The following is a 23,313-nucleotide window of genomic DNA, read 5'->3' as shown; positions in this document are numbered from 1 at the left end:
CATGAAGGGCAAGAGCATCGACGCCAACGAGCCGCTGAGCGGCGGCACGCCGGCGCAGACCAAGGCGAGCTACAACCAGATGTGCGCGAGCGCGCTCCCGAACGAGCCGCCGTCCGGCACCGAGCGCTGCCCGGCGGGGCGCATCCGGATCGGCGTGTTCTTCGACGGCACCGGCAACAACATGTTCGTCGACTGGGCCCGGAAGAACCCGACGAACATCGCCAAGCTCTTCAAGCTCTACAAGCGCCAGGGCACGGTGCAGACGTCCGCGTACCACATCGGCGTCGGCTCCGAGGTGAAGCCGGGCGCGGCCCGCCAGAAGGTCGAGGACATCCTCGGCGGCGGCATGGGCCTCGGCGGCCGCAAGCGCATCGACTGGGGCCGAGAGCAGCTCGACGAGTTCTTCAACCGCGGGAAGAACCACCTCGCCGTCGAGAAGATCATCGACGTCTACGGCTTCAGCCGAGGCGCCGCGCTGGCGCGCGATTTTGTCAATAATGTCAAGAAGTTCCGCGTGAACAACACCCACGCGGCGCCCCGCACCGACTACATCGCGATGGGGAACTCGGTGTCGGGGACGGTGCTCGTGCCGGTGAAGGTCTATCCGCCGCTCGGCGGCCTCAAGGTGTGGTTCCTCGGTGTCTTCGACACTGTCGGATCCTTCACGGTGGCGGGCAAGGACCTGGACGTCGAGTACGACTTCAACGTCGACGCGGGCTGGGTCGCGTGGACGACCCATTACATCGCGGAGGACGAGCGGCGGAGCTTCTTCTCGGTCCAGTCGATCAAGGGCAAGAGCGCGTGGCGGCGGCTCGTCAACGCCGTCGGCGGCGAGGAGCCGCTGCCGAGGAACATGGAGGAGATCCCGTATCCGGGGGCGCACGCCGACGTGGGCGGCGGCTACGGGCCGGGCGAGCAGGGCAGGCTGGTGCACCTCGCGCACATCCCGCTCGAGGACATGCACAGGCGGAGCTTGCAGAAGGGGGTCCCGCTCTCGGCGCTTTCGGGCCTGCCCGCCGCGTTCACCGTCGTCCCGGGCGATCTGCGGACCGCGTACAACCGGTACCGCGCCGACCGCAAGCCGATCCTGGGGGACCGGTACATCCAGGCGCTCGCGAACGACGAGTACAAGAGGCTCTCGGTGACGCGGGCGACGCTGAAGTCGTGGATGTACCTCAAGGTGAAGTACATCCACGACCAGCTCGACGAGTTCGGGCCGACGACGTTCCTCGACCGGCCGATGGACAAGCTCAACAAGCTGAACGACTGGCTGGAGAATCCCATCGACAACCTCGTCGACTGGTACGAGGGCCGCCCGAGGCCGCCGGTGCGCCAGCGGAGCGTCTATTTCAATGCCTCGCGCAGGTGACGCCGCGCGCTGGCCGCCGGGTTCCCAGGGAGGTCCGCCGATGCCCGTCCTCGAGCTCACGTTCGATCGCCTCGATCCGTCGCTCTCGGTGCGCCGCTTCGCCGTCGAGGAGGCGATCTCGACGCTCTTCAGCGCGACGGTCTGGGCGCGGAGCCCCGACCCGTCGCTCGACCTCTCGGCCATCGTGGGCGCGCCCGCGACGTTCCTCGCGGACCCGGGTCACGCGTTCTCCAGCGCGGCGCGCCGCTACGCGGGCATCGTGCGCCACATGGAGCTCGTGGAGGTCGAGCCCGGCGGTCTATCGCTCTACGCGATTCACCTCGTGCCCGCGCTGTGGCTCCTCACGCAGCGCACGAACAACCGCATCTTCCAGCACCTCGCGATCCCGGGCATCATCGATGCTTTGCTCGACGAATGGGGCATCGAGCATGCCTGGGAGATCGATCGCGGGCGGTATCCGCGGCTCGAGGCGAAGGTGCAGTACGGCGAGTCCGACTTCGATTTCTTCAGCCGGCTGCTCGAGGAGGCCGGGATCGCCTATGCGTTCCCGGAGGACGAGGGCGGCTCGCGGCTCTTGCTGAGCGATCGGCTGAACGACAAGGCGGCGCGGCCGGCGCCGATCCCGTTCCTGAACAGCCCGAGCGCGCCGCTGGAGCTGGAGCGCGTGATCGGCGTCTCGCTGGTCCACGAGGTGCGCCCGGGGGCGTACACGCTCCGCGATTTCGACTTCCGGAACCCCGGCCTGCCTGTCACCGGCGAGGCGCCGGCGGCCGGCTCACCGGAGGACCTGTACGAGCAGTACCGCTATCTGCCGGGCGGCGCGCTCGTGGAGACGGGCAAGCCTGGCGGGACGCCCGTGGCCGACGCGAAGGGGTTCGCGCGCCACGACGTCGCCTACGCGCAGGGCCGCGCGGCGCGCGCGCTCGAGGGCGAGCGCGCGGGGCGGGTCGCGATCGGCTTCTCGACGAACACGCCGGAGCTGCGGCCGGAGACGGTGTTCACGATGAGCGGCCACCCGCACCCGGACCTCGCGGGCGCGCCGAGGCTGCTCGTGACCTCGTTCTCGATGGAGGGTACGCACGACGAGGTCTGGCAGATGACCGGCCGCGCTGTCTTCGCCGACGCGCCCTACGCGCCGCCGCTCCGCGCGCCGAGGCCGCGGATTCACGGCCTGCAGAGCGCGCGGGTGGTCGGCCCGCCGGGGCAGGAGATCCACACCGACGAGCACGGCCGGGTGCGGGTGCACTTCCCGTGGGACCGGGGAGGGGTGAGGGACCCCGAGGCCTCGATGTGGATCCGCGTGAGCCAGGGCTGGGCCGGGAGCGGATATGGCATGTTCCTGCTGCCGCGCGTCGGCCAGGAGGTGCTCGTCACGTTCCTGGAGGGCGATCCGGATCAACCGGTGATCCTGGGCCGGGCGTACAACGCGATCGAGCCGGTGCCCTACGCGCTGCCGGCGAGCAGGACGATCAGCACCTGGAAGAGCGAGTCCTCGCCGGGGGGCGGCGGGTTCAACGAGATCAAGCTCGACGACGCGCGCGGAGACGAGCTGTTCTATCTGCAGGCGGAGAAGAACCTCCGCGCGCTCGTGAAGAACGACGAGACGATCACGGTGGGCCGCGATCGAAGAAAGCAGGTGCTGGGGAGCGAGACCGACACCACGGGGGTGAACCGGACCGAGGTGACGGGGCTGAACCGCGTGGAGGTGACCGGGGCCAACCGGGCGCTCTTTGTGGGCGCCCTGCGCGCGCACCGGGTCGGGAAGGCGGAGGTCGAGCGGACAGAGGGGCTCCACGAGCGGCTCGCCGGCAAGGACGTGGACGAGGTCGTGAAGGGGAAGCGGCGCGAGCGCGTGGAGGAGGCGCTGCACATCCACGTGAACAAGGACCGTCGGCAGAAGGTCGACGGCGCGCAGTCGCTGACGGTGCTGGAGGATCAGCACGAGAAGGTGGCCGGCACGCACGCGCTGGCCGCGGGCAAGGCGGTCACCCTTGTCGCGGGCGAGGACATGGTCGGCGAGGGGGGTCAGGGCGTGACGGTGAAGGGACCCGGGGGGTTCCTGCAGATCGACGGCGCCGGCGTGACCATCAAGGGGACCCTCGTGAAGATCAACGCGGGCGGGTCGGCCGGCAAGGGCGAGGGCCCGAAGGCCGAGGCGCCGGAGGAGCCCGTGGAGGCCGTTGTGCGGGTGCCGCCGGTGGGGTAGGGGGGCCCGGGCTCGGGGGCGTCAGGCCTTCTTCGCGGCGCCGGCCGCGCCTGGCACGGTGATCTGGTAAGCCTGCGGGAGCGCGGCCTGCAGCGCGCGCGCCCGGTCACAGGCCTCCTTCGCGCAGCCGGCGATGAGGTCTCCGACGGTCACCCCGTGGTCGTCGCGCGTCACGAAGCCGTCGCCGTCCCTGTCCAGGCCCGAGCTGCGCTTGTAGACGGCGCGCTGGCGCCTCGTGACGCGGATCTCCTCGCCGCCCCTCATCGCGGTGTAATAGGTCGCCTTCTCGTCGACGCCGAGGAGCTGGCCGTCCTGCGCGCGGATTGCCTGGCCTGTCGCTTCCTTCCTGTGCGCCTTGAAATAGGCGATCATGTCGTCGGAGATCTCGACGCGCCCCGCGCCGGGATCATCGAAGAAGGGGCCACGGCAGATCGCCGCGGAGACGCCCAGGATCGGCTGGGCCGGATCGAGGCCGGCCGGCTCCAGGACGGCGAGCGCGACGTCGCGGACCTCCCGGAAGTCGGCGCCTGGACAGGCCTGCTTCCGCGCCTCGAAGTACGCCTCGGCGACCTCGATCTGCTCGATCCGGCACATGTCCGTGAGCGCCTCGGTGGAGGTGCCGAGCTCCGCGGCCGTGCCCGGCGTGAGCTGGAGGAGCCCCACGGCGTTCGAGCCGGGGTTCCTCACGCGCGGCGAGGTTGTGTGGCCCGTCGCGAGGTGGATGACGCCCAGGAACGCCGCCGCGTCGCCGTCGAGGCGCCGGGCCATCTCGGCGATGGCGAGGAGGACATTGGGATCGTTGTCGAGGCAGTCCTCGTGGCGCGCGCACATGCCGCACGTCCCCTTGCGCGCGGGCCTGAGCACGCTGGGCGTCCCGGGCGAGACGGCGTTCGCGCCGGCCTTCCTCGCCTTCCTGACCAGCGCAGCGCAGAGCGGGGGCGTCGCGGGGAGCGCCTCCACGACCTTGACCGCGCGGGCGGCGCCCTCGCCCTCGGGGAGCGCCTCCCTCGGCGCCGGCGCGACCTCGCCCCTGTGGGCCGCCTCCAGCGCCGCCCTCGTGTCGTCGTCGGCATGCCCGGTCGCCGGGAGGCCGAAGTCCTCCTGGAACCGCCTCAGCGCGCGCAGCGCCGCCTGCAAGGCCGGCTCGAGCTCCGGATCCGGTATGTACCCGAGGTTCCTGAGCCGCTCGACGATGCCGGAGTACCCCTCGTCGGGCGTGTTCGCGATCGGGTTCAGGTGAGCGATGTCGAGGTCCCAGCGGTACCTGTCCACATCGAGCGTCGCCCTGGCCGCGTCGGCCGGGATCTCGCGCACGAGCGCCCCCGCGGCGTCGGTGGTCCCGGTCAGCGTCTCGCCCCCGACCTCCAGCGAGAACGCCCGCCCAGCGAGCGGCTGGCCCTGCGCGTCGCGGAGGAGGAGGTGGAGCTTCCTCGTCGGCGACGGGGCCTCGATGGTCCCGCGCGCGAGCGAGAGGACGCCCTTCCTCTCGCCTGCTTCGGGCGCTGTCGCGTCGCGCTCGGGGATGAACACCACATCGCCCGGATAGAGCACGTTGGCATCGCCGCCGCGCCGGTCGTGGAGCTCCTTGTTGGCCGCGTCGGTCCAGAGGACCATGGGATCGGCGAAGCCGTACCGCTTCGCGATCGACGACAGGCACTCTCCCTGATGGACGATGTGGCTGGGCATGACGCTCCGGGCTGCTCGCGCTCGGGGGCTATCCTCGCCGCTCTTGCCGTGCTTCGCGCTCCTTGCGCTTGCGCTCGCACTCCTCGCAGAACGGCTCATCGGTCTTCAGGGTCTCTGCCTGCGCCGACGATCCGATGATGACCGTCGGGCACCCCGCCACGATCACGCCGCCGTGGCTCGTCGGGTCGCCCATCCGCGCCGCGGGCTTGTTGCCGATGAGGACGCTCTTCTCCCCCTGCGACACGGAGTCCGGCGGTCCGACGCAGGTGAGCTTGTCCCCCACGCGGGCCGCGGGCTGAAACCCGATCTGCACCGTGGGCTCCCCGACGAGGACGGGGCCGCCGACGTGCGGCACGGGGCCCGGCTCGACCTTGGGGCACGTGTGCATGTCGGTGATCCGTGCGGCAGGGGGCATGGCGTCTCGTCTCCGTCGCGGCCGTCGCGTACGTCCGGGGCGATGATACTACGGTTCGCGCCGCCCCGGGGAGGGACGCGCGGACAGCGCCGCGGGGGCGCCGGCGCCGCGCCCTTCGCGCCCGGACGCCGCCGGGACCCTTGGCCTTTTTTCGTGCGGGGCGGCCATGTAGCATCGGGTGAAGGGCCGCATGGCGCACAACTTCCACGACATCAACGGCTGGCTCCTGGTGGGCATCGAGATGCACCAGGGGTTTCACATCTTCCCGCCGATGCCGATGAAGTTCTGGAAGCTGACGCTCGTTCACCCGTTCACGCTCGGGGACAAGCAGCAGCCCACGGTGCTCTTCAATGGAGTGCCGTCGGTCACGCACGGGCACGAGCCCATGTTTCTCTGGCCCCACCTCGGGATCATCCCCGATCCGCTGGACGCGCTGACGCCGCTCCACATCCTGCTCGGATCCCACAAATGCTGGCTGCCCCGGGGGGCGGTCGAGATCTGCGGTGAGAAGTCCACGTGCTGTGTCATCGGCGGGCCGCTGTCGCTCAACGCCGATTGCTGGGACACGGGCAAATGGCCGACGTCGCTCGTGCTCAACCCGGGCACCGTGCAGACGACGCCGACCTTCGGCGACTTCGCGATGGGCGCGGTGACGCTCGCGATCGACCTGCTCATCGATCTCGCGTTCGAGGGCGCGTTCAAGCTCGGCGGCGCGCTGCTCATGAAGCTCGGGGGCAAGCTGCTGAAGCCGGCGTTCAAGAAGGGCAAGGAGCTCCTCGAGCGGGGCCTCCGGGCGGCGACCCGCGGGGCCGACGACGCGGGCGACGCCGCGCGGAAGGGCGCGACGCGCAGCGCGAGCGGCGCCTCGTCGCCGCCGCGCAGCAAGTGCACGACGGCCGGGCACCCGGTGGACGTCGCCTCGGGGCGCGTCGTCGACGCCCAGGTGGATCTCTCCCTGCCCGGGCCGATCCCGCTCGTGTGGGAGCGCCATTACGCCTCGTCCCGGGCGCTGGAGCGCACGTCGCTCGGCCGCGGCGGGTGGGTGCACAGCTTCGAGCAGTGGGTCGAGCGGACGGACGGCGGGCTCACGCTCCGCGATCAGGAAGGCCGGGACGTCTTCTTTCCTCCCGTCGAACCAGGCCAGCGGGCCTTCCGCCGCGCGGATCGGCTCACGATCGGCGCCCTCGCGGACGGCGCGTTCACCGTCCACAGCCACGATACCCGCCTCACGCGCCGCTTCGCGCCGGCCGCGCCTGGCGGCAGGGCGCTGCTGCGGTCGATCTCCGATCCTCACGGCAACGCGATCGTCCTGGAGTATGCCGGCGAGCGGCTCCATCGGATCATCGACACGGCCGGCCGCGAGGTGCGGGTCAAGGCGACCCACGGCGGCCGGATCGCGCGCCTCGAGGTCCGGGTCGGGGGCAACCTCGAGCAGTGGGTCGATTACGCCTACACGCGGATGGGCGAGCTCGCGAGCGCCACGGACGCGCTCGGCCACGCCGACACGTACGGCTACGACGAGGATCACCGCATGGTGAAGACCACGCTGAAGAACGGCGTGAGCTTCTATTATGCCTACGATCCCGAGACCGGCTGGTGCAAGAAGACGTGGGGCGACGGCGGGCTGCACACGGTCGAGCTCCGGGTCGACCTCGAGCGGCGGATCACGCGGCTGACGGGCAACGAGGAGCCGCGCGTCCTCTACTGGAACGAGGACGGGCTCGTCGTGCGGGAGGAGACGCCGGAAGGGCTCTTGCTCAGGACGATCGCGTACGACGAAGACCAGGTCGTCGTCGCCGAGGGCAACGGCGCGGGCGAGATCACGCGGTACGAGCACGACGAGCGAGGGCGCAAGATCCGCGAGATCGACCCCGCCGGGAACGTGACCGAGTGGTCGTACGACGGCGAGAATCCCGTGCTGCGGGTCGACCCCGGCGGGCTCGCCACCCGGTATGATCACGACGCGCGCGGCTCGCTCGTCGGGGTGATCTACCCGTCGCGGCACCATGTCCGGCTGGAGTACGACGAGCGCGGCCACCTGCGCGCGATCCACGGGGAGGAAGGGCAAGTCGCGTCGTTCACTGTCGACGCCGCGCACAACCTCGTCGAGAAGATCGACGCGCGCGGCGAGCGGACCCGGTACGAATACGACCCCCTCGGAGAGCCCGTCGCGCGGACCGACGCGCTGGGGCGGCGCACCACCGTCCAGTACGACCGGCTCCGGCAACCGGTGCTCATCCAGCGGCCGGACGGGACCCTCACGCAATCCGAGTACGATCCGCTCGGCAACCCGCGCCGCGTCCTCGACGCGCTCGGGCAGGCGACAACGCTCACGTATGGTGGGACGGGCTCGCTGCGCGCGCTCGAGCAGGCCGACGGGCGCGTGTGGCGCTTCAGGTACACGACCCGGGAGCGGCTCCGCGCTGTCGAGAATCCACGGGGCGAGACCTACGAGTTCACGTACGACAGCGCCGGTCGCGTCGTCCGCGAGACGACCTTCGACGGCCGCGTCCTCGATTACCGCCATGCGCCGAACGGCCGTGTTTGCCGCATCGACTATCCGGACGGGAGCTTCCGCGCGTTCTCGCACGATCCGCTCGGCAACATCGTCGAGGAGACCTCCTCCGACGGCGCCATCCGCTTCGACCGCGACAGGGCCGGCCGGCTGCTCGGCGCGGCGATCGAGCACGCCGGGCAGCGCACCGTCACCCGCTTCGAGCGCGACGCGCTGGGGCGGGTGATCGCCGAGACGCAGGACGACCGCACCCTGCGCTACGCGTACGACGCGCGCGGGCGCCGCACCTCGCGCACGATGCCGGACGGCGCGACGACGCGCTACCGCTACGACGGGCGCGGCCAGCTCGCCGGCGTGGACCACGACGGCTTCCAGCTCGCGCTGGAGCGCGACGCGCTCGGGCGGGAGGTGGCGCGCGGGGACGCCGCGGGGCGCTTCTCGATCCGCACCGCGTACGACGCGATGGACCGGATGATCGAGCAGCGGATGGACGTGCGCGCGCCGGGCGGCGGCGCGCCAGCGATGGCCGTGCGGCGGCTCTGGCGGCGGGACCCGCTCGGGCGGGTCAGCGGCATCGCGGAGAGCCGCTGGGGAGCGACAGCGTACGACTACGATCCGATCGGCCAGCTCCTCGAAGCGCGGCGCGGCGCGGACCGGGAGGTCTTCTCGTACGACGCGGCCGGCTACGTCCAGCGGCTCGTAGAGGGGCTGGACCACGCCCCCGCCGAGGCGGAGGACCCGGCGTGGGAGATCGACAAGGGCGATGTCCTCCTGCGTACCGAGCGCGCGCGTTACGCCTACGACGGGCGGCGGCGGCGCGTCCTGAAGACGGCCGGAGCCGGGCCGGAGGCGGAGCGCACGCAGTACACGTGGGATTGCCGGGACCAGCTCCGCGAGGTGAAGCTGCCCTCGGGGGAGCGCGTGGCCTTCACCTACGACGCCTTCGGGCGTCGCGTGCGCAAGGAGCTGTTCGACGCGGGCGGGGACGCGCAGCACGCGGTGGAGTTCCTCTGGGACAGGGACGTGCTCGCGGCCGACGTCGACACGCGCCACGGCGCGCGCTGCTTCGTCCACGCGCCGGGCACCTTCGTGCCGCTGCTCCAGGCCGAGCAGGGCGAGGTGTTCAGTTACATCAACGACCCTGTCGGCGTGCCGAAGGAGCTCGTCGACGCGCGCGGGGAGGTGGCGTGGTCGGCGGCGCACGCGGCGTGGGGCCAGGTGGCCGAGGCGTTCGTCGATCCGGCGCGGCGATCCCGGAGCGGACGGGCGGTGTCCTCGCCGTTCCGCCTGATGGGGCAGTACGCGGACGAGGAGACGGGGCTCCACAGCACGCGCTTCCGGACCTGGGACGCGGAGGTGGCGCGGTGGTGCAGCCCGGATCCGCTGGGGATCCGCGCCGGCGGGCACCTCTTCGGGTTCGACGGCAGCCCGACGCTCCGGGTCGACCCGCTCGGGCTCGTCGGGCTGGATGAGCCGGGCTACCTCGTCTATGGCCTTTTTCGCGAGGGAGAGGACGAGCCGTTCTACATCGGCTACACGAACGACTTCGACGAGCGCCAGCGCGCGCACAGCTCGCCAGGACAGCGCCTCGCGACGGAAACAGGAGAGATGCGTCGGATCCAGGACAATCTCACCTTCCGGCAGGCGCGCGGCAACGAGCAGGCGTACATGGAGTGGTACGGGACGCGCCCCGCCGATCAGATCGGCGAGTTTCCCGGCAACGTCTACAACAGCTTCCGGCACGAGCGTGCCCTCGACGCCAGCGACCTGCGGGGACAGGCCTTCGAGGCGGAGTACCAGGCGAGGATGCGGCGGCTCGAGGAGATACGGCCGGCGCGAGCGAGGCAAGGATGCACGTAGCGCGGGCAGATGCCTCGCGCGATGGCGACGGGAACCCCATGGCGAAACCAGAGACGACAGCGAAGCGCAGCAAGGTGCCTGACTACGCGACCATGGTGCCGGCGGGGACCGTGATCGGGATCCCCATCGGGGACGAGCGGTGGGCGTTCGGCCGTGTCCTCAGCGTCCACCGGAGCGGCACCATGGTGGTCGAGGTCTTCCGCAAGGCGGGGCGCCGCGAGGAGTTCGACGCCTCCGTGCTCGAGTCCGGCTTCGCCGTGCCGCCGTTCGTTCACACCGTGGGGGCCGTGCTCCAGGGCGCGTGGCCCGTCGTGCACCGCGACGAGCGGTTCGAGCTGGCGCCGCCGGAGAGCGAGCTTCAGTTCGTCTACGGTGTCTGGCCGTTCTGGCACGCCCAGAACGTGCGGCAGGAGACGACCCAGGAGGAGATCCCCGGCGAGGAGGCGGCGCGGCGGCTTCCCACCGGCGTGCGCGGCGACGAGGATCGCGCGGCGCGCGTGGCCCAGGCCATCCGCGAGGGGAGGACCTGGACGCCGGGCGAGCCGGACCCCGAGTGGGCGGCGTCCGTCCGGCGGAGCCTCGAGAAGGCCAAGCAGCACGCGAAGGGGTGATGAGCCGATGGGGACGTGGGGATCGGGCAACTTCGACAGCGACGGCGCGCTGGACGCCTATGCCGGGCTCGTCCACGGCATCGCCGAGCAGATCGACGAGGGCCTCGGCGAGGGCGACGTCCAGTTCGAGGACGTCGACGGGGAGATCGCGCTGATGGAGGTGCTCGCGGTGATCGGGGAGCGCTGTCGCGCGCTCCACCTCCCGCTCGCGCAGGTGGAGTCGTGGGCGCGGCGCGTGCTCGCCGCCTACGACGCGCAGATCGGCGCGCTCGGCGCGACAGAGTCCTTCGAGGCGGAGCGGCGCGCCGTCCTGGAGAGCACGTTCGACCGGCTGCGCGCCGCCGTTCGTCGGGGATGAGCGCCGCGCCCCCGCGGCGCGCTCGAGTGCCCCAAAGAAAACAGCCGGGCTCGCCAGCGGCGCCGCCCGGCTGTCGTCGCCTGGATCGCTCGGCTCAGCGGATCCAGCGATTGACGATGTTCTCGTACAGCTCTTGCTGACCGCTCGTGAGCTTGACCTCGCCGCCGGCGTTGCCGATCTCGGCCAGCTGCTCCAGCGTCAGCTTGCCCTGCTCGAAGTCTGCGCCCTTGCCGTTGTCGAACGACGCGTAACGCGCCTTGCGCATCGACTCGAGCGGCGACTTGCGGATCAGGTCGTCGGCGATGAGGAGCGAGCGCGCGAACACATCCATGCCGCCGATGTGCCCGTGGAAGGTGTCGACCAGATCCGTCGAGTTACGGCGGCGCTTGGCGTCGAAGTTGACGCCGCCACCCTGGAACCCGCCGCAGCGGAGCAGGATGAGCATCATCTCCACCGTCTCGTTGATGTTGTAGGGGAACTGGTCGGTGTCCCACGCGTTCTGGTAGTCACCGCGGTTGGCGTCGATGCTGCCGAGCATGCCGTTGTCCGCGGCCACCTGCATCTCGTGGTCCATCGTGTGGCCGGCGAGCGTCGCGTGGTTCGTCTCCAGGTTGAGCTTGAAGTCCTTGTCCAGGCCGTGCTCGCGCAGGAACCCGATCACGGTCTCCGCGTCGAAGTCATACTGGTGCTTGGAGGGCTCCATCGGCTTGGGCTCGATGAAGAAGGTGCCCTTGAAGCCGCGCGAGCGCGCGTAGTCGCGCGCCACGGTCAGGAAGCGAGCGAAGTGAGCCTTCTCGCGCTTCATGTCCGTGTTCAGCAGGCTCATGTAACCTTCGCGGCCGCCCCAGAACACGTAGTTCTCGCCGTTCAACGCGATGGTGGCGTCGAGCGCGTCCTTGAGCTGGGCGCCGGCGTAGGCCACCACGGAGAAATCCGGGTTCGTGGAGGCGCCGTTCATGTAGCGCGGGTTGGAGAACAGGTTCGCCGTGCCCCACAGCAGCTTGACGCCCGACTGCGACTGCTTCTGCTTGGCGTACTCCACGATGCTCTGGAGACGGCGCGACGTCTCGGCGCGGCTGTCGCCCTCTTCCACGAGGTCGATGTCGTGGAAGCAGTAGTGCGTCGCGCCCAGCTTGGTGATGAACTCGAAGTTCGCGTCCATCTTCATGCGAGCGCGGGCCAGCGCGTCCTTGCCCTCGTCCCAGGGAAAGTGGATCGTCCCCGGACCGAACGGATCGTGCCCACGACCACAGAACGTGTGCCAGTAACACACGGCAAACTTGAAGTGATCCTTCATGGCCTTGCCGGCGACGACGCGGTTGGCGTCGTACCACTTGAAGGCGAGGGGGTTGTCGGACTCGGGCCCCTCGTAAGGGATCTTGCCAACGCCGGGGAAGTACTCTCTGTCACCAGTCACAACGGTCATAGCGGATCTCCAGCTCGTGGTTTGCGTGGGTCTTATACCAGAGGGCGCCTTCGACGACAGTGCTCGCGTTCGAGCCGGTCTACGGCGGTGGCGGTATCTTTACAGCGATGTGGTACCGTGGCGCGTGGTGTCGCACCGTCGATGTGGGCGACATCGCAAGTGGGACCGAGCCCTGTGCGTCCGTCGCCTCGCGACGGCAAGAGCTCACCCGACCTCGCCGCCAGCCGCGTTTGCGGACGCTCCGATGACTACCAGCGCTGCGCGGGATTGTCAAGACTACTTACAAAGTATGTGTGTGCGCTTACTTGTCGCCCGCGTTCCGCGCTGATCAGACTGCCTTCCTCGGCTTTTTCACCGCGCGGAGCTTGCCCGTCGCCGGGTCGCCGCACCACAGGCGGCCGCTCGAGTCCGCCTCGACGCCGGAGAGGCTCACGCCCTCCGGAAGCGCGAGGCGGTCCAGGACCTCACCGCGCAGCGCGTCGACGCGGCGGAGCTCCGACGGCGGGCCGCCCTCCTCGCGCATCGCGCCGTGCCAGAGATCGCCGTCCGCCCACGTGACGCCGGTGACGAGCCTGTCGGAGACGAGCGTGCGGAGGACGGTCCCGCGCTCGGGATCGATCTTGAGGATCTTCCTCTGCCGGTAGACTCCCGCGTAGAGCGCGCCGTCGGCCCAGGCGAGCCCTGTCACCGGCGTCGCGTCGAAGCCCGGGACCTCCCCCACCGCGGCCCCCGTCCCGGGATCGACCTTGCGGATCTTGCCGCCCCCGACGACCCACAGGTGGCTCCCGTCGAACGCGACGCCGGCGTGGGCGGGGGCCTTCAGGCGACGCAGCACCCGGCCCGTCTCCGGCTCCACGGACATGAGGTCTCCGCGCGCTCCGTGCGCGAACCACACCGCCTGCCCGTCGAACGCGACCCCGTGAATCGAGTCCACCCCGTCGAACGTGCGTTCCGCGACGAGCTCGGCATGTCGTGCGTCGTCCATGGCCCCAAACCTCCTTCGCCCCGGCCCCTAGCCGGGGAGCGCCAGCCCGAGCAGCAACATCTGTGACGCGATCGACAGCGCCGCTCGGGGCCGCGCGTACCGCCGCGAGGGGCCGCCGCCGGTGACCTCGACCGCCCCCGCGTGCGCCAGCTCCGCGAGCGCGCGCTGCACTGTGCGCGTGCTCTTGCCGAGGGCGGCGCCGATCGCCGCGGCGCTCCACGCGGCGCCGTCTGCCAGGAGCGCGCAGATGGCGCCGGCGTCGCCCGGATCGAGCGGCGCGAGCAGGGCGAGCTCCACCCCGTCGCCGAGCTCCCAGCGGTACGCGTTCCCGAGCGCCTTCACGGCCCCGACGCCGCCGAGCGCGGCGCGCAGGCGCCCCACCTCGACGCGCAGCCGCCGCCGGTGAGACTCGTTGACCGCGCGCACGCCGAACGCCGCGCGCGCGAGATCGGCGGTCGCGACAGCGGCCGGGTGGGCGCGCGCGAGCGCCTCGAGCATGGCGAACAGCACCGGGCGGCGCGAGAGGTCGGCGCGCGCGGCGCCGCCGTCGAGGACGCGGCGGCGGATCGCGTCGACGACGAGGCGCCCGGCGGCCCCGGCGGCCAGGGCCTCGACGTCGGCGAGGCGCGCGAGCTCCTCGCGGCCGCCGCGGACGACGCGCGCCACGGGCTCGTCCTGCGCGCGGAGGAAGCGCTCCGCCTCGGCGACGAGCTGCGGTTGCCCGCTCGCCCGCGCGCACGCCGCCGCCTGCTCCGCCGCGCGCCGCGCGGCCGAGGCGCGCACGAGCCGCGCGTGCAGCTCGGCGCGCGCCAGCGCCAGCGCGGCCCTCGTGAACGCCGGCGCGTCGACAGTGACCGTGGCCTCGGCGGACGCGAGCGCCCGCTCCGCCTCGGCGACGTGACCGTCGAGCAGCGCTGCCCGCGCCGCGCCGAGGCGGGACCACGCCGCGTTCGTGGGGTCGCCGGCGCGCTCGAGCGCGTCTCCGGCCTCGACGAGCCCGCGCCGCGCCTCGCCGAGCTCCCGCTGCGCGAGCGCGATCTCCCCGAGGGCCGCGCTCGCCCGCGCCCGCGCGCGCTCCGCGCCCGACGCCGCGAACACCCGCGCGGCGCGCTCGAGCGCCGCCCTGGCCTCGGCGTAGGCGCCGATCTGCGCGAGCGCGATCCCGCGGAGCGCGAGCGCGTGTGGACCTCCGAACGGGCCAGCCACCTTCAGCGCGTCGAGCGCGTCCCCCGCCGCGAGCGACCGGACCGCTCGCGCGCCGAGGTCGGCGGGGATCTCGACGGTCGCGTCCATCGCCTCAGCATCTCACGCCGGACGGCGCGCGCCAACCGATCGCGACATCGATGTTGCTGTCGCGGCCCCCGGCGGCGTGGTCATCTCTCCGCGTCGGCGACAGAACGCCGCGCGCGGCGGACAGCCGCGCGCGGCGCCGGCAGGAGGAGAGGAGTCCCATGTGTCCTGCGTGTCTCACGTCTCTCGGATTGGTCCTCGCCAAGGCGGCGTCGGCGGGCGCCGTGACAGCGATCGTCGTCAAGAAGCTCCGGGGCACGAAGGCCGCCGGCGCGCCCGCCTCGCAGGTGGGGAGCCCATGAGCCGCGCCAGGGTTGTCTCGAGGGAGGAGTGGCTGGCGGCGCGCCTCGCGCTCCTGGAGAGGGAGAAAGAGCACGACAGGCGGCGCGACGCGCTGAGCGCCGCGCGCCGCGCGCCGCGAGCTGCCGTGGGTGAAGGTCGAGAAGGGGTATTGGTTCGACGGCCCTTCGGGCAAGGCGACGCTGCGCGAGCTCTTCGGCGCGCGCCGGCAGCTCATCGTCTATCATTTCATGTTCCACCCGAGCTGGGACGAGGGGTGCAAGAGCTGCTCGTACGTGGCCGACAACATCGAGGGGGGCCACGTCCACCTCGCGGCCCGCGACACGGCCTACTGCGCCGTTTCCCGCGCGCCGCTCGCCAAGATCGAGGCGTTCAAGGCGCGCATGGGCTGGACGTTCCCGTGGGTCTCCTCGAACGAGACGGATTTCAACTACGATTACGCCGTGTCGTTCCGGGAGGAGGAGTACGCTCGAGGCGACATCGAGTACAACTACAAGAAGTCGCGGTTCCCCCAGCCCGAGGCGCCGGGGCTCAGCGTCTTCGCCCGCGAGGGGGACGAGGTATTCCACACCTACTCGACCTACGCGCGCGGGCTCGACATCCTGATGGGCACCTACAACTACCTCGACCTCACGCCCCTGGGCCGCGACGAGGCCGCGCTCCCGTACGGGATGGCGTGGGTCCGCCACCACGACAGGTACGGCACGACGTGATGTGCCCTGGGCCGGCGGGCGGGAAGACGGCGGTATCCTATCCGCTGGGCCACCTGAGGCGCGCTCCCTGAGCTCGGGAAGCGCGCCGTCGAGGCGCGCCGTCGAGGCGCGCTCCGAGGCCGGCTACGTGGCGTCCGTCGTGATCCCGTATCTCCGCATCAGCCGGTAAAGCACATACCGGCTCGACAACCCCAGCGCCTGCGCCGTGCGCACGATGTTCCCGTCGTGCGCCGAGAGGCTCGCCCGCACCTCCGCCTCCGATGGCTCCGGCGCGTCCCGGACCCGCGCGGGCTCCACGTCGGCGGGACGGTCGTCCTCCGGGGGCTCCGGGGCGCCCGGGGGCGCCGAGCCGGTCGACGGGGCGCCGCCGCTCCACGCGATCGCGTCGCCCGCGCTCGTCGACATCGCCCGCCAGAGGAGCGCATCGAGCTCCCGGATGTTCGTCGTGTACGAGCGCTTCAGCAGATGCTCGATGAGGCTCGGCCGGAGGTTCGGCTCCAGCGCCCCGTCGCTCGACGGCGCGAAGAACCGCCGGACGGCGTCCGGGCTCCTCGCGAACGCGCGGCGGAGCAGATGGCGAATCAGCAAGGGCACGTCGTCGCGGCGCTCGTCGAGGCCCGGGACCTCCAGCCGGAGCACGAGGCGCGCGGCCAGGTCGTGCTTCAAGGCGTCGGGATCCCGGTTCGTCGCGCCGAGCAGGCGGAAATGGGAGCGCTTCGTCGTGGATCCGCCGAGGTGATGGTACTCGCCTCCCTCGTCGAGCACGCGCAGCAGGTTGGCCTGGAGGCCCTGGGGCAGCTCGCCGATCTCGTCGAGGAACAGCGTGCCGCCGTTCGCCGACCCGATCAGCCCGGGTCGCTCGGGCATCCCCGGGTTCGGATACCCCTTGATGTTCCCGAACAGCTCGGCGTCGACGAGGCTCCCGGGGATCGTCGCGGCGTTGCGCGCCACGAAGGGCCCGCGCGCGCGGGCGGAGAGCGCGTGCACGGCGCGCGCGCACAGCTCCTTGCCCGAGCCGCTCCCGCCGAGCAGCAGCGTGTGCGCGTCGGCCTTCGCCGTCCAGGCGAGCCGATCCCGCAGGCGCCAGACGGCGGGGCTCTCACCGAGGATCCCGTGAGCGTCCGGCATGCCGAAGGGAGGCGCATCGTCGAGCGACGCGCTGCGGAGCGGCTCGAGCGTCCGGGGGCGAGCGGCGCAGAAGAGCAGCAGCTGCCCTTTGAGCAGCAACGTGTCGCCGCGCGCGAGGACGCACCGATCCACCCGCTCGCCGGCGAACTCCATCGCGCATTTGCCGATCCGCTCGATCCGCAGGCCGTCGCCCGCGGGGCGGATACGGAGCTGCTCCCGCGACAGCCCGGGGCTCGCGAGGGGCGGCGTTCGCTCGCTGATCCCGGGGCGCTGGCGGTGAAACACGACCCGCTCGCCGCCCGATCCGTCCGCAGGCGCGCCGCGGCCGAGGATCCGCGCGCCGTCGCCCGCCTCGAAGAGCGCCACTTCGCCCAAGCGCGAAGGCTCGGCGGGGGCCCAGGCGATCACCAGCGCGAGCGTCTCCTGGTCGTGATGGCCCGGTCCCAGGGCGGCTGAGCTGCCGAGATCGAGGGTCGAATCACGCTGGATCATGCCGGCTGCCAACCTACACGATCCGAGGTCCTCCCGGCATCGGCCGTGGCGCGCGCTCGCGACGACGATGCGAGAGCTGGCGCAGCGCTTGCTGTGACAGGCGGTTCATCCGACGATGCCAGCGCCGACGCTCGTTCGGTCGCGCCACGCCCGGCGCGGCCCCGCTCTCGGCGAGCAGCTCACCCACGGAGATGACGATGACCAAGACAGACTCCCCCGTCGAGCGTGACGCGCCGAGCGCCGTGAAGCCCGTTCTGGCCGCTGCCAGGGAGCAGATATCCCGTCTGCGCGGCGGCGCGCTGCTGATCGGCGTGGAGCGGTACCCGGATCTCACCGACAAGGACCTTCCGGCGGGGCGCAACGACGTGCTCGCGTTCTGGAAGGTCTGCCGTCGACTGGGCTACACGCAGATCCGGGCGCTCTCCAGCCCGGCGCTCACGGAGGACGATCTCGTCCGGGCCGAGCTGGAGCTGGCGCCCGAGCTGTCCCCGGGGGAGACCCGAGAGGAGGTCGAGGCGCGCGTCAGGCGCTGGCTGTCGCGCAAGGAGCCGGAGCCGACCGCCGAGCTCGCGGGGGAGACCGCGGCAGAGGTCGCGGAGCGCGCCCAGGAGTGGCTGTCGAGGATGCGGCGGGAGCCCGGCGATCTCGAGGTGACCCTCGGCGAGGCCAGCTCCGACGAGGTGAAACGAGGCGCCGCGTGGCTGGCCAGGGGGCTCGTGACCCACGTGAAGCTCACGTGGGGAGCCTGGGAGATCGATGAGGACTGGATGGCCCTCCCCGGGCTCATGACGTATTCCGGCCACGGCGCGCAGCGGGACGGCGACCTCGTCCTGTGCCCGGCGGACACCGGCCGCGGGCTCGAGAACGCCGTCTCGTTCTCGGAGCTTCACGCGCTCTTCAACCCCGCGCTCGATCGCCCCGGCAGAAAGCGCCCCTCGGACAACCTCACCATCGTGCTCGACTGCTGCTTCGCGGCTGCGAATGAGCCGACAGGCAACGCCCAGCGGGTGCCGACCCTGACGCCGGCCGGGCCGTCCAGCGGGACGACGCCCGTCGCGGCGAAGGAGATCGGCAGCCGCGTCTTCTGCGCCTCCGGGCGCGACGAGCCGTCGTACCAGGCCATGCTGGGCGGACACTGGCACGGCGCTTTCACCTGGGCGCTCACGGTGGCGCTGGAGCAGTGGAAGGTCCAGCAGGACGGCCAGTTCAAGCGGAGCACGATGTCGCACGCCGAGCTGCTCTTCCGGGCGAGGATGCTTCTCCAGGCGCTCTCGTTCCGGCAGCACCCGATCCTGGTGGACGGGCTGGGGAACCTGCCGGTGTTCCACCACGGCGCGAGCGACGGCGGCGCGACGAGCCCGGTGCCCGACGCAGAGCGGCCGGGGGGGCAGATCGACCCGACCGGAGACCGTGACTACGCGTACTACCGGATCCTCGCGAACGGCGCGCTCCTGCTGGAGATCGTCGCGACCCGCACAGCCAGCCCCCAGGGCGGCTTCACCAAAGGCAAGGAGTACTGGAAGATCCGTGATGGCCTCACGCAGATCGACACCAACCAGGCGTCGTCCATCAAGGTCGTCAAGCGCGGCCGCATGTGGAGCGACGGGAACAACCCGCCGCCGTTCGCAGCGGCGGCCGCGAGCTTCACCTGCTCCCTGGACGCGACGTGGACGGCCCGCAACCACGCCTCGGATTACCGTGCCTATGCGGACCCGAGCGGCGGACACCAGGGCTTCCGGCTGAACGCCGGGCGCAGCCAGGACGGCACGTGGGCCGGAACCATCGAATGGTTCAGGCCGGCCTCCCAGGTCCATCCCATGTTCTTCAGCAACACCACGGACGCAGAGTTCACGCTGACCGCGCGGCGCGACGCTGTCGGCACGACGTTCGTGAATCACCTGGGGCCACAGCGGGCCTGACAAGGGCTCGCTTCACCGCCGGATCGGCGCGTCTCTCGCCACCCGGACGCCCACCACCGAGCGGCGAATGCCCGGCCGCCCGCCGAACCGCGCCGGCGCGCGGCCCTGGCTCAGCGCGCCGGTCCACGCGCCGCCCTTGATCACGCGGAGGTCCGGATCGTCCGGCGCCGCGGCGTCGAGCCGGAGCCGTCCGGCCTCGACGCGCGGGCCGTCGTGCTTCCAGACATCGAGGCACCAGTCGCGCGCGTTGCCCGCGAGGCCCCGCACGCCGTAGGGGCTCTCGTCGAACGGGTGGCCCTCCACGCCCTCGCGCGCCGCCTCCGAGGGGCTCGTGTCGGCCACGCAGGCGAAGGTCGGGTCCGCGTGGTCGCCCCACGGGAAGAGGCGGCCGTCGACGCCGCGCGTCGCCTTCTCGCGCTCGAGCTCGCCGGGCAGCCGCCAGGGTTGCCCGGTGCGCTCGGCCAGCCACCTCGCGTGAGCCGTCGCCGCGTGCCAGTCGATGAGCACCACCGGCCAGTCGAGGCGCCAGCGCAACCCCTCGCGATCCGGCGGCAGGCAGAAGAGGCCGGACGCGTCGCGGTGGAGCGCCGGCTCGTCGGCGACGGCCGAGACGCCCTCATGCACCTTGGGACACGCCGCGACGGCCTCGGCCTCGCGCCCGCGGATCACGAGGTCGTTCAGGAAGTCGATGTACTCCGCCGTCGTGACAGGGAACCGCCGGATCACGAACCCGGCGATCCAGATCCGCCGCCGAGGCAGGCTGTCCGGCGTCGCCGCGTCACCGCCCGTCCAGCACCACCCCGCCGGCACCACCAGGTCGTGCGGACCGAGCTCGCCCTCCGCGGGCAGCGCGATCGGATACGGCTCCTCCTCCCCGGGCGCCCGCCCGTCCCAGTGCCCGTCTCGCTCGATCAGCACCGGATACCGCACCTCGGCCCGCCCGGGCGCGCGCAGCCGCAGCAGATAGCTCCCCCGCCCGAGCGGCACCTCGACGAGCGGCGTCGGCCCCAGCGCGCGCTCGGGCACCGGCACGAGCCGTCGGTCCTGCAGGACGAAGCGCTCGAGGACGACCTCCGCGCCCGGCGGATCGGTCACCAGCGTGAGCGCCCCGTCGCCGCGCAGGAAGGCCGCGTGCCGGCCGCGATCGTGGATGCGCAGCATCTCCTCGGCGCGCGCCGCTTCCTCGTCGTCGTGGGCCAGCTCCGCCTCGGCGAGGCGCGCCCGGTGGTGGTCCGCGAGGAGCGCGTGCGCCTCGGCGAGCTCCGGATCCAGGCTCAGGGCGCCGTGCACCGCCTCCAGCCACCTCGCCTCGGCGAGCGCGGCGGCGCGGCCCAGGCGTGCGGCCTCGTCCTCCTGCGCCCACGCGGGGCGCTTGCTCGCGACGGGGTCGAACGGCCGCAGCGCGCTCCGGAGCGCCCGGGCCCGCGCCTCGGCCTCGGCGGCCTGCGCGCGCAGGGAGGCGATCTCGGCGTCGAACGAGCGCGCCCGATCGAGGGCCGCGAGGGCCTGCTCGCGGCGGCGCACGCCGTCGAGCCAGCCGAGCACGCCGGCGGCCAGCGCCTCGGCGCTCGGGGTGCGGTCGGCGATCGCGGGGCGCATGGCGCGATCGCAGAGCGCGCACAGCTCCTCCGGGACCGGTGGCCCGCCGCGCGCCGCCGCCATCGCGGGCGCGGGGGGGCCCGAGAGGATGGCCGCGAGCACCTCCGCCGCGCTGCTGCCCAGGTACGGGGGGCGCCCCGTCAGGAGGCAATACAGCACGGCGCCGAGCGCGTAGACGTCGCTCGCCGGGCCGTGCAGGGACGTGTCGCCGCGGGCCTGCTCGGGCGGCATGTACGCGGGCGTGCCCAGGATATCGCCCTGGCGGGTGAGCGCGGGAGATCGCAGGTCGAGCGCGCTGTCGTCGCCGGGCTCGGCCGGCTCGTCGACGTCGATCCTGCGCGCGAGGCCCCAGTCCATGACGAGGACCTCGCCCAGCTCGCCGACCATGAGGTTGTCGGGCTTGATGTCGCGGTGCACGACGCCGCGGCCGTGCGCGTGCGCAATCGCCTGCGCGATGCGCGCGAACGCGTCGACGAGGCGGCGGAAGGTCCAGCCCGCGGCCGTGGCGCCGAACCCGCCGGGGCCCGAGGCGGCGTGCAGCTCGTCGATGGCCTCGCGCAGCGTGCGGCCGCGGACCTCCCGCATCGTGAACCAGAGGCGGCCGTCCGGGAGCTCTCCGCGGTCGTACAGCGCGATGATGCCGGGGTGCTGGAGCTGCGCGGTGATCCGCGCCTCGGCGAGGAAGCGGCGGCGCAGGTGGGCCGCGCCCGCGTGCTCGGCGTGGAGCAGCTTCATCGCGACGACGCGGTCGAGGAACGTGTCGCGCACGCGGCGGACCTCGCCGAACGAGCCGCCGGCGATGAGGCCGAGATCCTCGTAGCGGCCGGGCAGCGCGATCCTCGCCGTCGCGCCGCGCGGGACGACGCCGCTGCCGAGCGCCGCGAGCGTGTCGCCGCGAGCGCTCTCTGCACCTTTCGTCGCGTCGTCGGGGAGGGGCTTCTTCACCTGCTCGCGCTCGGTCGGGCAGGTTACCACGGCGAACATCTGGCAGACATCCGCGGAGGACCTCGCGCCGCGCCGCAGCGGGCGCCGCCTTCCACGACGGCGCGGCGATGGGCGCCTCGGGGACCCGCGCGAGCTGGCGTGCGAGGCCGCCGCGCTTTCGCGCGCGCCTCGCAGGAGCTCACGTCCCCGCGTCGTGGAACGAGATGATGCCGCTGAAGTTGTACTTCTGGAAGCCATCCGCATCCAGTCGGTTCTTGACGATCAGATCGCCCCACGCGAAGTCGCTCGTCTGCAGCGCGCCGTTGCATCGGTCGTAGGCGTCCTCCGCGGACGTCGTGTCGCCCTTCGGGAACTGCTCGATGGAGTAATGAGCGTCCTTGTAGATGTCGTTTCGAATGCAGAGGATCAGGGACGAGCCGTCCTCCTTCTGGAACTTCATCGAGACGCCGATCCCCCTGATCTTGCTGTAGTTGTCGATGTTGACAACCACGTCGGAGTAGAACTCGAACGGGCCGGCCTTCTGGAGCGGGCCGAGCGTGGCGTCGATGAGCTTGCTGTCGCCGATGTTGTAGACGTAGTGATCGACGAGCTTGATGGTCTTGCTGCTGCTCCGGTTCTCGTAGATGACATTCAGCATGATCTCGCGCCCGACGGAGTAGGCGATCCAGACGCCGATGAAGGCGAGCACCGCGATGACGATGCCGATCCCTGGAAAGATGGTCGTCTCGACCCCGCAGAAGGCCGCCACGGCCTCCCCCGCGTCGAGGGCCGCCTGCGCGGCGGCCACCCCGTTGGCCAGGTTGACGGTGAACACGAGGGCGGCGAAGACGATCGTGAGCGATACCACTCCAGCGGACTGGACGGTGAAGGTGTGGGTCGACTCCAGCCCGTTGTTCGACGAGGTGATGGAGTACACCGTGGACTCCCCCGGGTTATCCATCAGGTGGCGGTCGAAGGTCCCATCCTCGTTGTGGCTCAGGGTGAGCTTGCCGTCGCGCGTCTTCAGGCGCACGGTGAGGACGCTCCCGTTGTATTCGTGTCCGTACACCACCTCTCCATCGACGGTCGCCTTCGCCCACCGGCTGTCGGACACATCGAACAGCTTCATGTCCTGCAAGTAGGCCAGGTGTTCCCTCGTCTTGAGCCGATGCTGGAACTCCTTCTCCGGCTCGGCTCGGAAGTCGGACCGGTTCTTGATCGTGAAGGTGCTCTCGTTGAACTTGATGGCTGCTTGCATGATGTTTGACCTCGACAGCAGGGCTGCCAGAGCGGGCGTTGTGTTCAGAAGCGGTCCTCGAAGCGCGGTGGCCTCGTTCGTTGGGGCGTCGCTTCGTCGGGAGAGGGCCATTGCAGGGAGGGTGCCAGGGCGAGAGGCGCCGTATCCCGCGATCCGCGGGGGATTGCGCGTGTGCGGCTCGACCGGGGCCTGTGCGCGAACATGTGCGGCGCCGGCTCCGGCGTGTGCGCCGGGCCGGGCGTGATCAGGCCGCCCCGGG

At 71.7% G+C, this 23,313-nt stretch carries 15 protein-coding genes and 1 pseudogene; 8 read left to right on the top strand and 8 right to left on the bottom strand.

Annotation, left to right across the window (positions count from 1 at the left end):
* The first annotated feature begins 1 nt into the window (after position 1).
* Positions 2-1,369, top strand: coding sequence for a T6SS phospholipase effector Tle1-like catalytic domain-containing protein (locus WMF42_RS21095; protein ID WP_437693846.1), 1,368 nt, complete (start codon positions 2-4; stop codon positions 1,367-1,369).
* A 40-nt stretch (positions 1,370-1,409) separates the two neighbouring features.
* Positions 1,410-3,575, top strand: coding sequence for a type VI secretion system Vgr family protein (locus tag WMF42_RS21090; protein WP_437693844.1), 2,166 nt, complete (start codon positions 1,410-1,412; stop codon positions 3,573-3,575).
* Between the two features lie 21 nt (positions 3,576-3,596).
* On the opposite strand, the gene WMF42_RS21085 is transcribed toward WMF42_RS21090, so the two are convergent.
* Both WMF42_RS21085 and WMF42_RS21080 read right to left on the bottom strand, forming a co-directional pair.
* On the bottom strand, positions 3,597-5,261 hold the full coding sequence (locus WMF42_RS21085) for a peptidoglycan-binding protein (protein ID WP_437693842.1): 1,665 nt from the start codon (positions 5,259-5,261) through the stop codon (positions 3,597-3,599).
* A 28-nt stretch (positions 5,262-5,289) separates the two neighbouring features.
* Positions 5,290-5,676 (bottom strand): PAAR domain-containing protein, encoded by a 387-nt coding sequence (locus WMF42_RS21080; RefSeq protein ID WP_061606083.1) that lies wholly within the window; start codon positions 5,674-5,676, stop codon positions 5,290-5,292.
* Positions 5,677-5,866: 190 nt separating this feature from the next.
* On the opposite strand from WMF42_RS21080, the gene WMF42_RS21075 reads away from it, so the two are divergent.
* From WMF42_RS21075 to WMF42_RS21065, 3 genes are read left to right on the top strand one after another with little or no spacing between them, the layout of a single operon-like run.
* Positions 5,867-10,051: a DUF6531 domain-containing protein gene (locus tag WMF42_RS21075; protein WP_437693839.1), complete on the top strand. Its 4,185-nt coding sequence runs from the start codon at positions 5,867-5,869 to the stop codon at positions 10,049-10,051.
* Positions 10,052-10,089: 38 nt separating this feature from the next.
* Positions 10,090-10,662: an Imm26 family immunity protein gene (locus WMF42_RS21070; protein WP_437693837.1), complete on the top strand. Its 573-nt coding sequence runs from the start codon at positions 10,090-10,092 to the stop codon at positions 10,660-10,662.
* A gap of 7 nt (positions 10,663-10,669) precedes the next feature.
* A complete protein-coding gene (locus WMF42_RS21065; protein WP_437693835.1) occupies positions 10,670-11,020 on the top strand; it encodes a hypothetical protein in 351 nt (116 codons plus the stop codon).
* Positions 11,021-11,114: 94 nt separating this feature from the next.
* On the opposite strand, the gene xylA is transcribed toward WMF42_RS21065, so the two are convergent.
* The 3 genes from xylA to WMF42_RS21050 all read right to left on the bottom strand — a co-directional run bounded on the left by xylA (position 11,115) and on the right by WMF42_RS21050 (position 14,724).
* Positions 11,115-12,446, bottom strand: coding sequence for a xylose isomerase (gene xylA / locus WMF42_RS21060; RefSeq protein ID WP_061606079.1), 1,332 nt, complete (start codon positions 12,444-12,446; stop codon positions 11,115-11,117).
* 328 nt (positions 12,447-12,774) lie between these two features.
* Positions 12,775-13,431 (bottom strand): Vgb family protein, encoded by a 657-nt coding sequence (locus WMF42_RS21055; RefSeq protein WP_061606078.1) that lies wholly within the window; start codon positions 13,429-13,431, stop codon positions 12,775-12,777.
* Positions 13,432-13,458: 27 nt separating this feature from the next.
* Positions 13,459-14,724 carry a helix-turn-helix domain-containing protein gene (locus WMF42_RS21050; protein WP_437693832.1) on the bottom strand — a complete coding sequence of 422 codons (1,266 nt, stop codon included), beginning with the start codon at positions 14,722-14,724 and terminating at the stop codon, positions 13,459-13,461.
* Between the two features lie 158 nt (positions 14,725-14,882).
* Here WMF42_RS21050 and WMF42_RS21045 point away from each other — a divergent pair, with 158 nt between their 5' ends.
* Both WMF42_RS21045 and WMF42_RS21040 read left to right on the top strand, forming a co-directional pair.
* Complete coding sequence (locus WMF42_RS21045) at positions 14,883-15,023, top strand: hypothetical protein (RefSeq protein ID WP_155798155.1); 141 nt, start codon at positions 14,883-14,885, stop codon at positions 15,021-15,023.
* Positions 15,020-15,734, top strand: a pseudogene (locus WMF42_RS21040) (DUF899 domain-containing protein). The gene WMF42_RS21045 and the pseudogene WMF42_RS21040 overlap by 4 nt, the downstream one beginning before the upstream one ends.
* A gap of 123 nt (positions 15,735-15,857) precedes the next feature.
* On the opposite strand, the gene WMF42_RS21035 reads toward WMF42_RS21040, so the two are convergent.
* A complete protein-coding gene (locus WMF42_RS21035) occupies positions 15,858-17,354 on the bottom strand; it encodes a sigma 54-interacting transcriptional regulator (protein WP_437693830.1) in 1,497 nt (498 codons plus the stop codon).
* Positions 17,355-17,551: 197 nt separating this feature from the next.
* On the opposite strand from WMF42_RS21035, the gene WMF42_RS21030 reads away from it, so the two are divergent.
* A complete protein-coding gene (locus tag WMF42_RS21030) occupies positions 17,552-19,273 on the top strand; it encodes a caspase family protein (RefSeq protein WP_437693828.1) in 1,722 nt (573 codons plus the stop codon).
* A gap of 12 nt (positions 19,274-19,285) precedes the next feature.
* Here the strand turns inward: WMF42_RS21030 and WMF42_RS21025 are convergent, their stop codons facing one another.
* Together WMF42_RS21025 and WMF42_RS21020 are read right to left on the bottom strand one after the other, a co-directional pair.
* Positions 19,286-21,856 carry a bifunctional serine/threonine-protein kinase/formylglycine-generating enzyme family protein gene (locus tag WMF42_RS21025; protein WP_437693827.1) on the bottom strand — a complete coding sequence of 857 codons (2,571 nt, stop codon included), beginning with the start codon at positions 21,854-21,856 and terminating at the stop codon, positions 19,286-19,288.
* Between the two features lie 139 nt (positions 21,857-21,995).
* Positions 21,996-23,054, bottom strand: a complete 1,059-nt coding sequence (locus tag WMF42_RS21020; protein WP_437693825.1) for a hypothetical protein — start codon at positions 23,052-23,054, stop codon at positions 21,996-21,998.
* Positions 23,055-23,313 lie beyond the last annotated feature (259 nt).

The sequence above is a fragment of the Sorangium sp. So ce176 genome, assembly GCF_051519835.1.
Classification (GTDB): Bacteria; Myxococcota_A; Polyangia; order Polyangiales; family Polyangiaceae; genus Sorangium; species Sorangium cellulosum_G.
This window is presented reverse-complemented; position numbering and strand designations above follow the sequence as displayed.

What these genes read in the sequence shown, in the direction of transcription:
- WMF42_RS21080 (WP_061606083.1), bottom strand. Translation starts at nt 5,676, where the DNA reads ATGCCCCCTGCCGCACGGATCACCGACATGCACACGTGCCCCAAGGTC.
- WMF42_RS21095 (WP_437693846.1), top strand. Translation starts at nt 2, where the DNA reads ATGAAGGGCAAGAGCATCGACGCCAACGAGCCGCTGAGCGGCGGCACG.
- WMF42_RS21050 (WP_437693832.1), bottom strand. Translation starts at nt 14,724, where the DNA reads ATGGACGCGACCGTCGAGATCCCCGCCGACCTCGGCGCGCGAGCGGTC.
- WMF42_RS21075 (WP_437693839.1), top strand. Translation starts at nt 5,867, where the DNA reads ATGGCGCACAACTTCCACGACATCAACGGCTGGCTCCTGGTGGGCATC.
- WMF42_RS21025 (WP_437693827.1), bottom strand. Translation starts at nt 21,856, where the DNA reads ATGTTCGCCGTGGTAACCTGCCCGACCGAGCGCGAGCAGGTGAAGAAG.
- WMF42_RS21070 (WP_437693837.1), top strand. Translation starts at nt 10,090, where the DNA reads ATGGCGAAACCAGAGACGACAGCGAAGCGCAGCAAGGTGCCTGACTAC.
- WMF42_RS21090 (WP_437693844.1), top strand. Translation starts at nt 1,410, where the DNA reads ATGCCCGTCCTCGAGCTCACGTTCGATCGCCTCGATCCGTCGCTCTCG.
- WMF42_RS21065 (WP_437693835.1), top strand. Translation starts at nt 10,670, where the DNA reads ATGGGGACGTGGGGATCGGGCAACTTCGACAGCGACGGCGCGCTGGAC.
- WMF42_RS21035 (WP_437693830.1), bottom strand. Translation starts at nt 17,354, where the DNA reads ATGATCCAGCGTGATTCGACCCTCGATCTCGGCAGCTCAGCCGCCCTG.
- WMF42_RS21030 (WP_437693828.1), top strand. Translation starts at nt 17,552, where the DNA reads ATGACCAAGACAGACTCCCCCGTCGAGCGTGACGCGCCGAGCGCCGTG.
- WMF42_RS21020 (WP_437693825.1), bottom strand. Translation starts at nt 23,054, where the DNA reads ATGCAAGCAGCCATCAAGTTCAACGAGAGCACCTTCACGATCAAGAAC.
- WMF42_RS21045 (WP_155798155.1), top strand. Translation starts at nt 14,883, where the DNA reads ATGTGTCCTGCGTGTCTCACGTCTCTCGGATTGGTCCTCGCCAAGGCG.
- WMF42_RS21085 (WP_437693842.1), bottom strand. Translation starts at nt 5,261, where the DNA reads ATGCCCAGCCACATCGTCCATCAGGGAGAGTGCCTGTCGTCGATCGCG.
- xylA (WP_061606079.1), bottom strand. Translation starts at nt 12,446, where the DNA reads ATGACCGTTGTGACTGGTGACAGAGAGTACTTCCCCGGCGTTGGCAAG.
- WMF42_RS21055 (WP_061606078.1), bottom strand. Translation starts at nt 13,431, where the DNA reads ATGGACGACGCACGACATGCCGAGCTCGTCGCGGAACGCACGTTCGAC.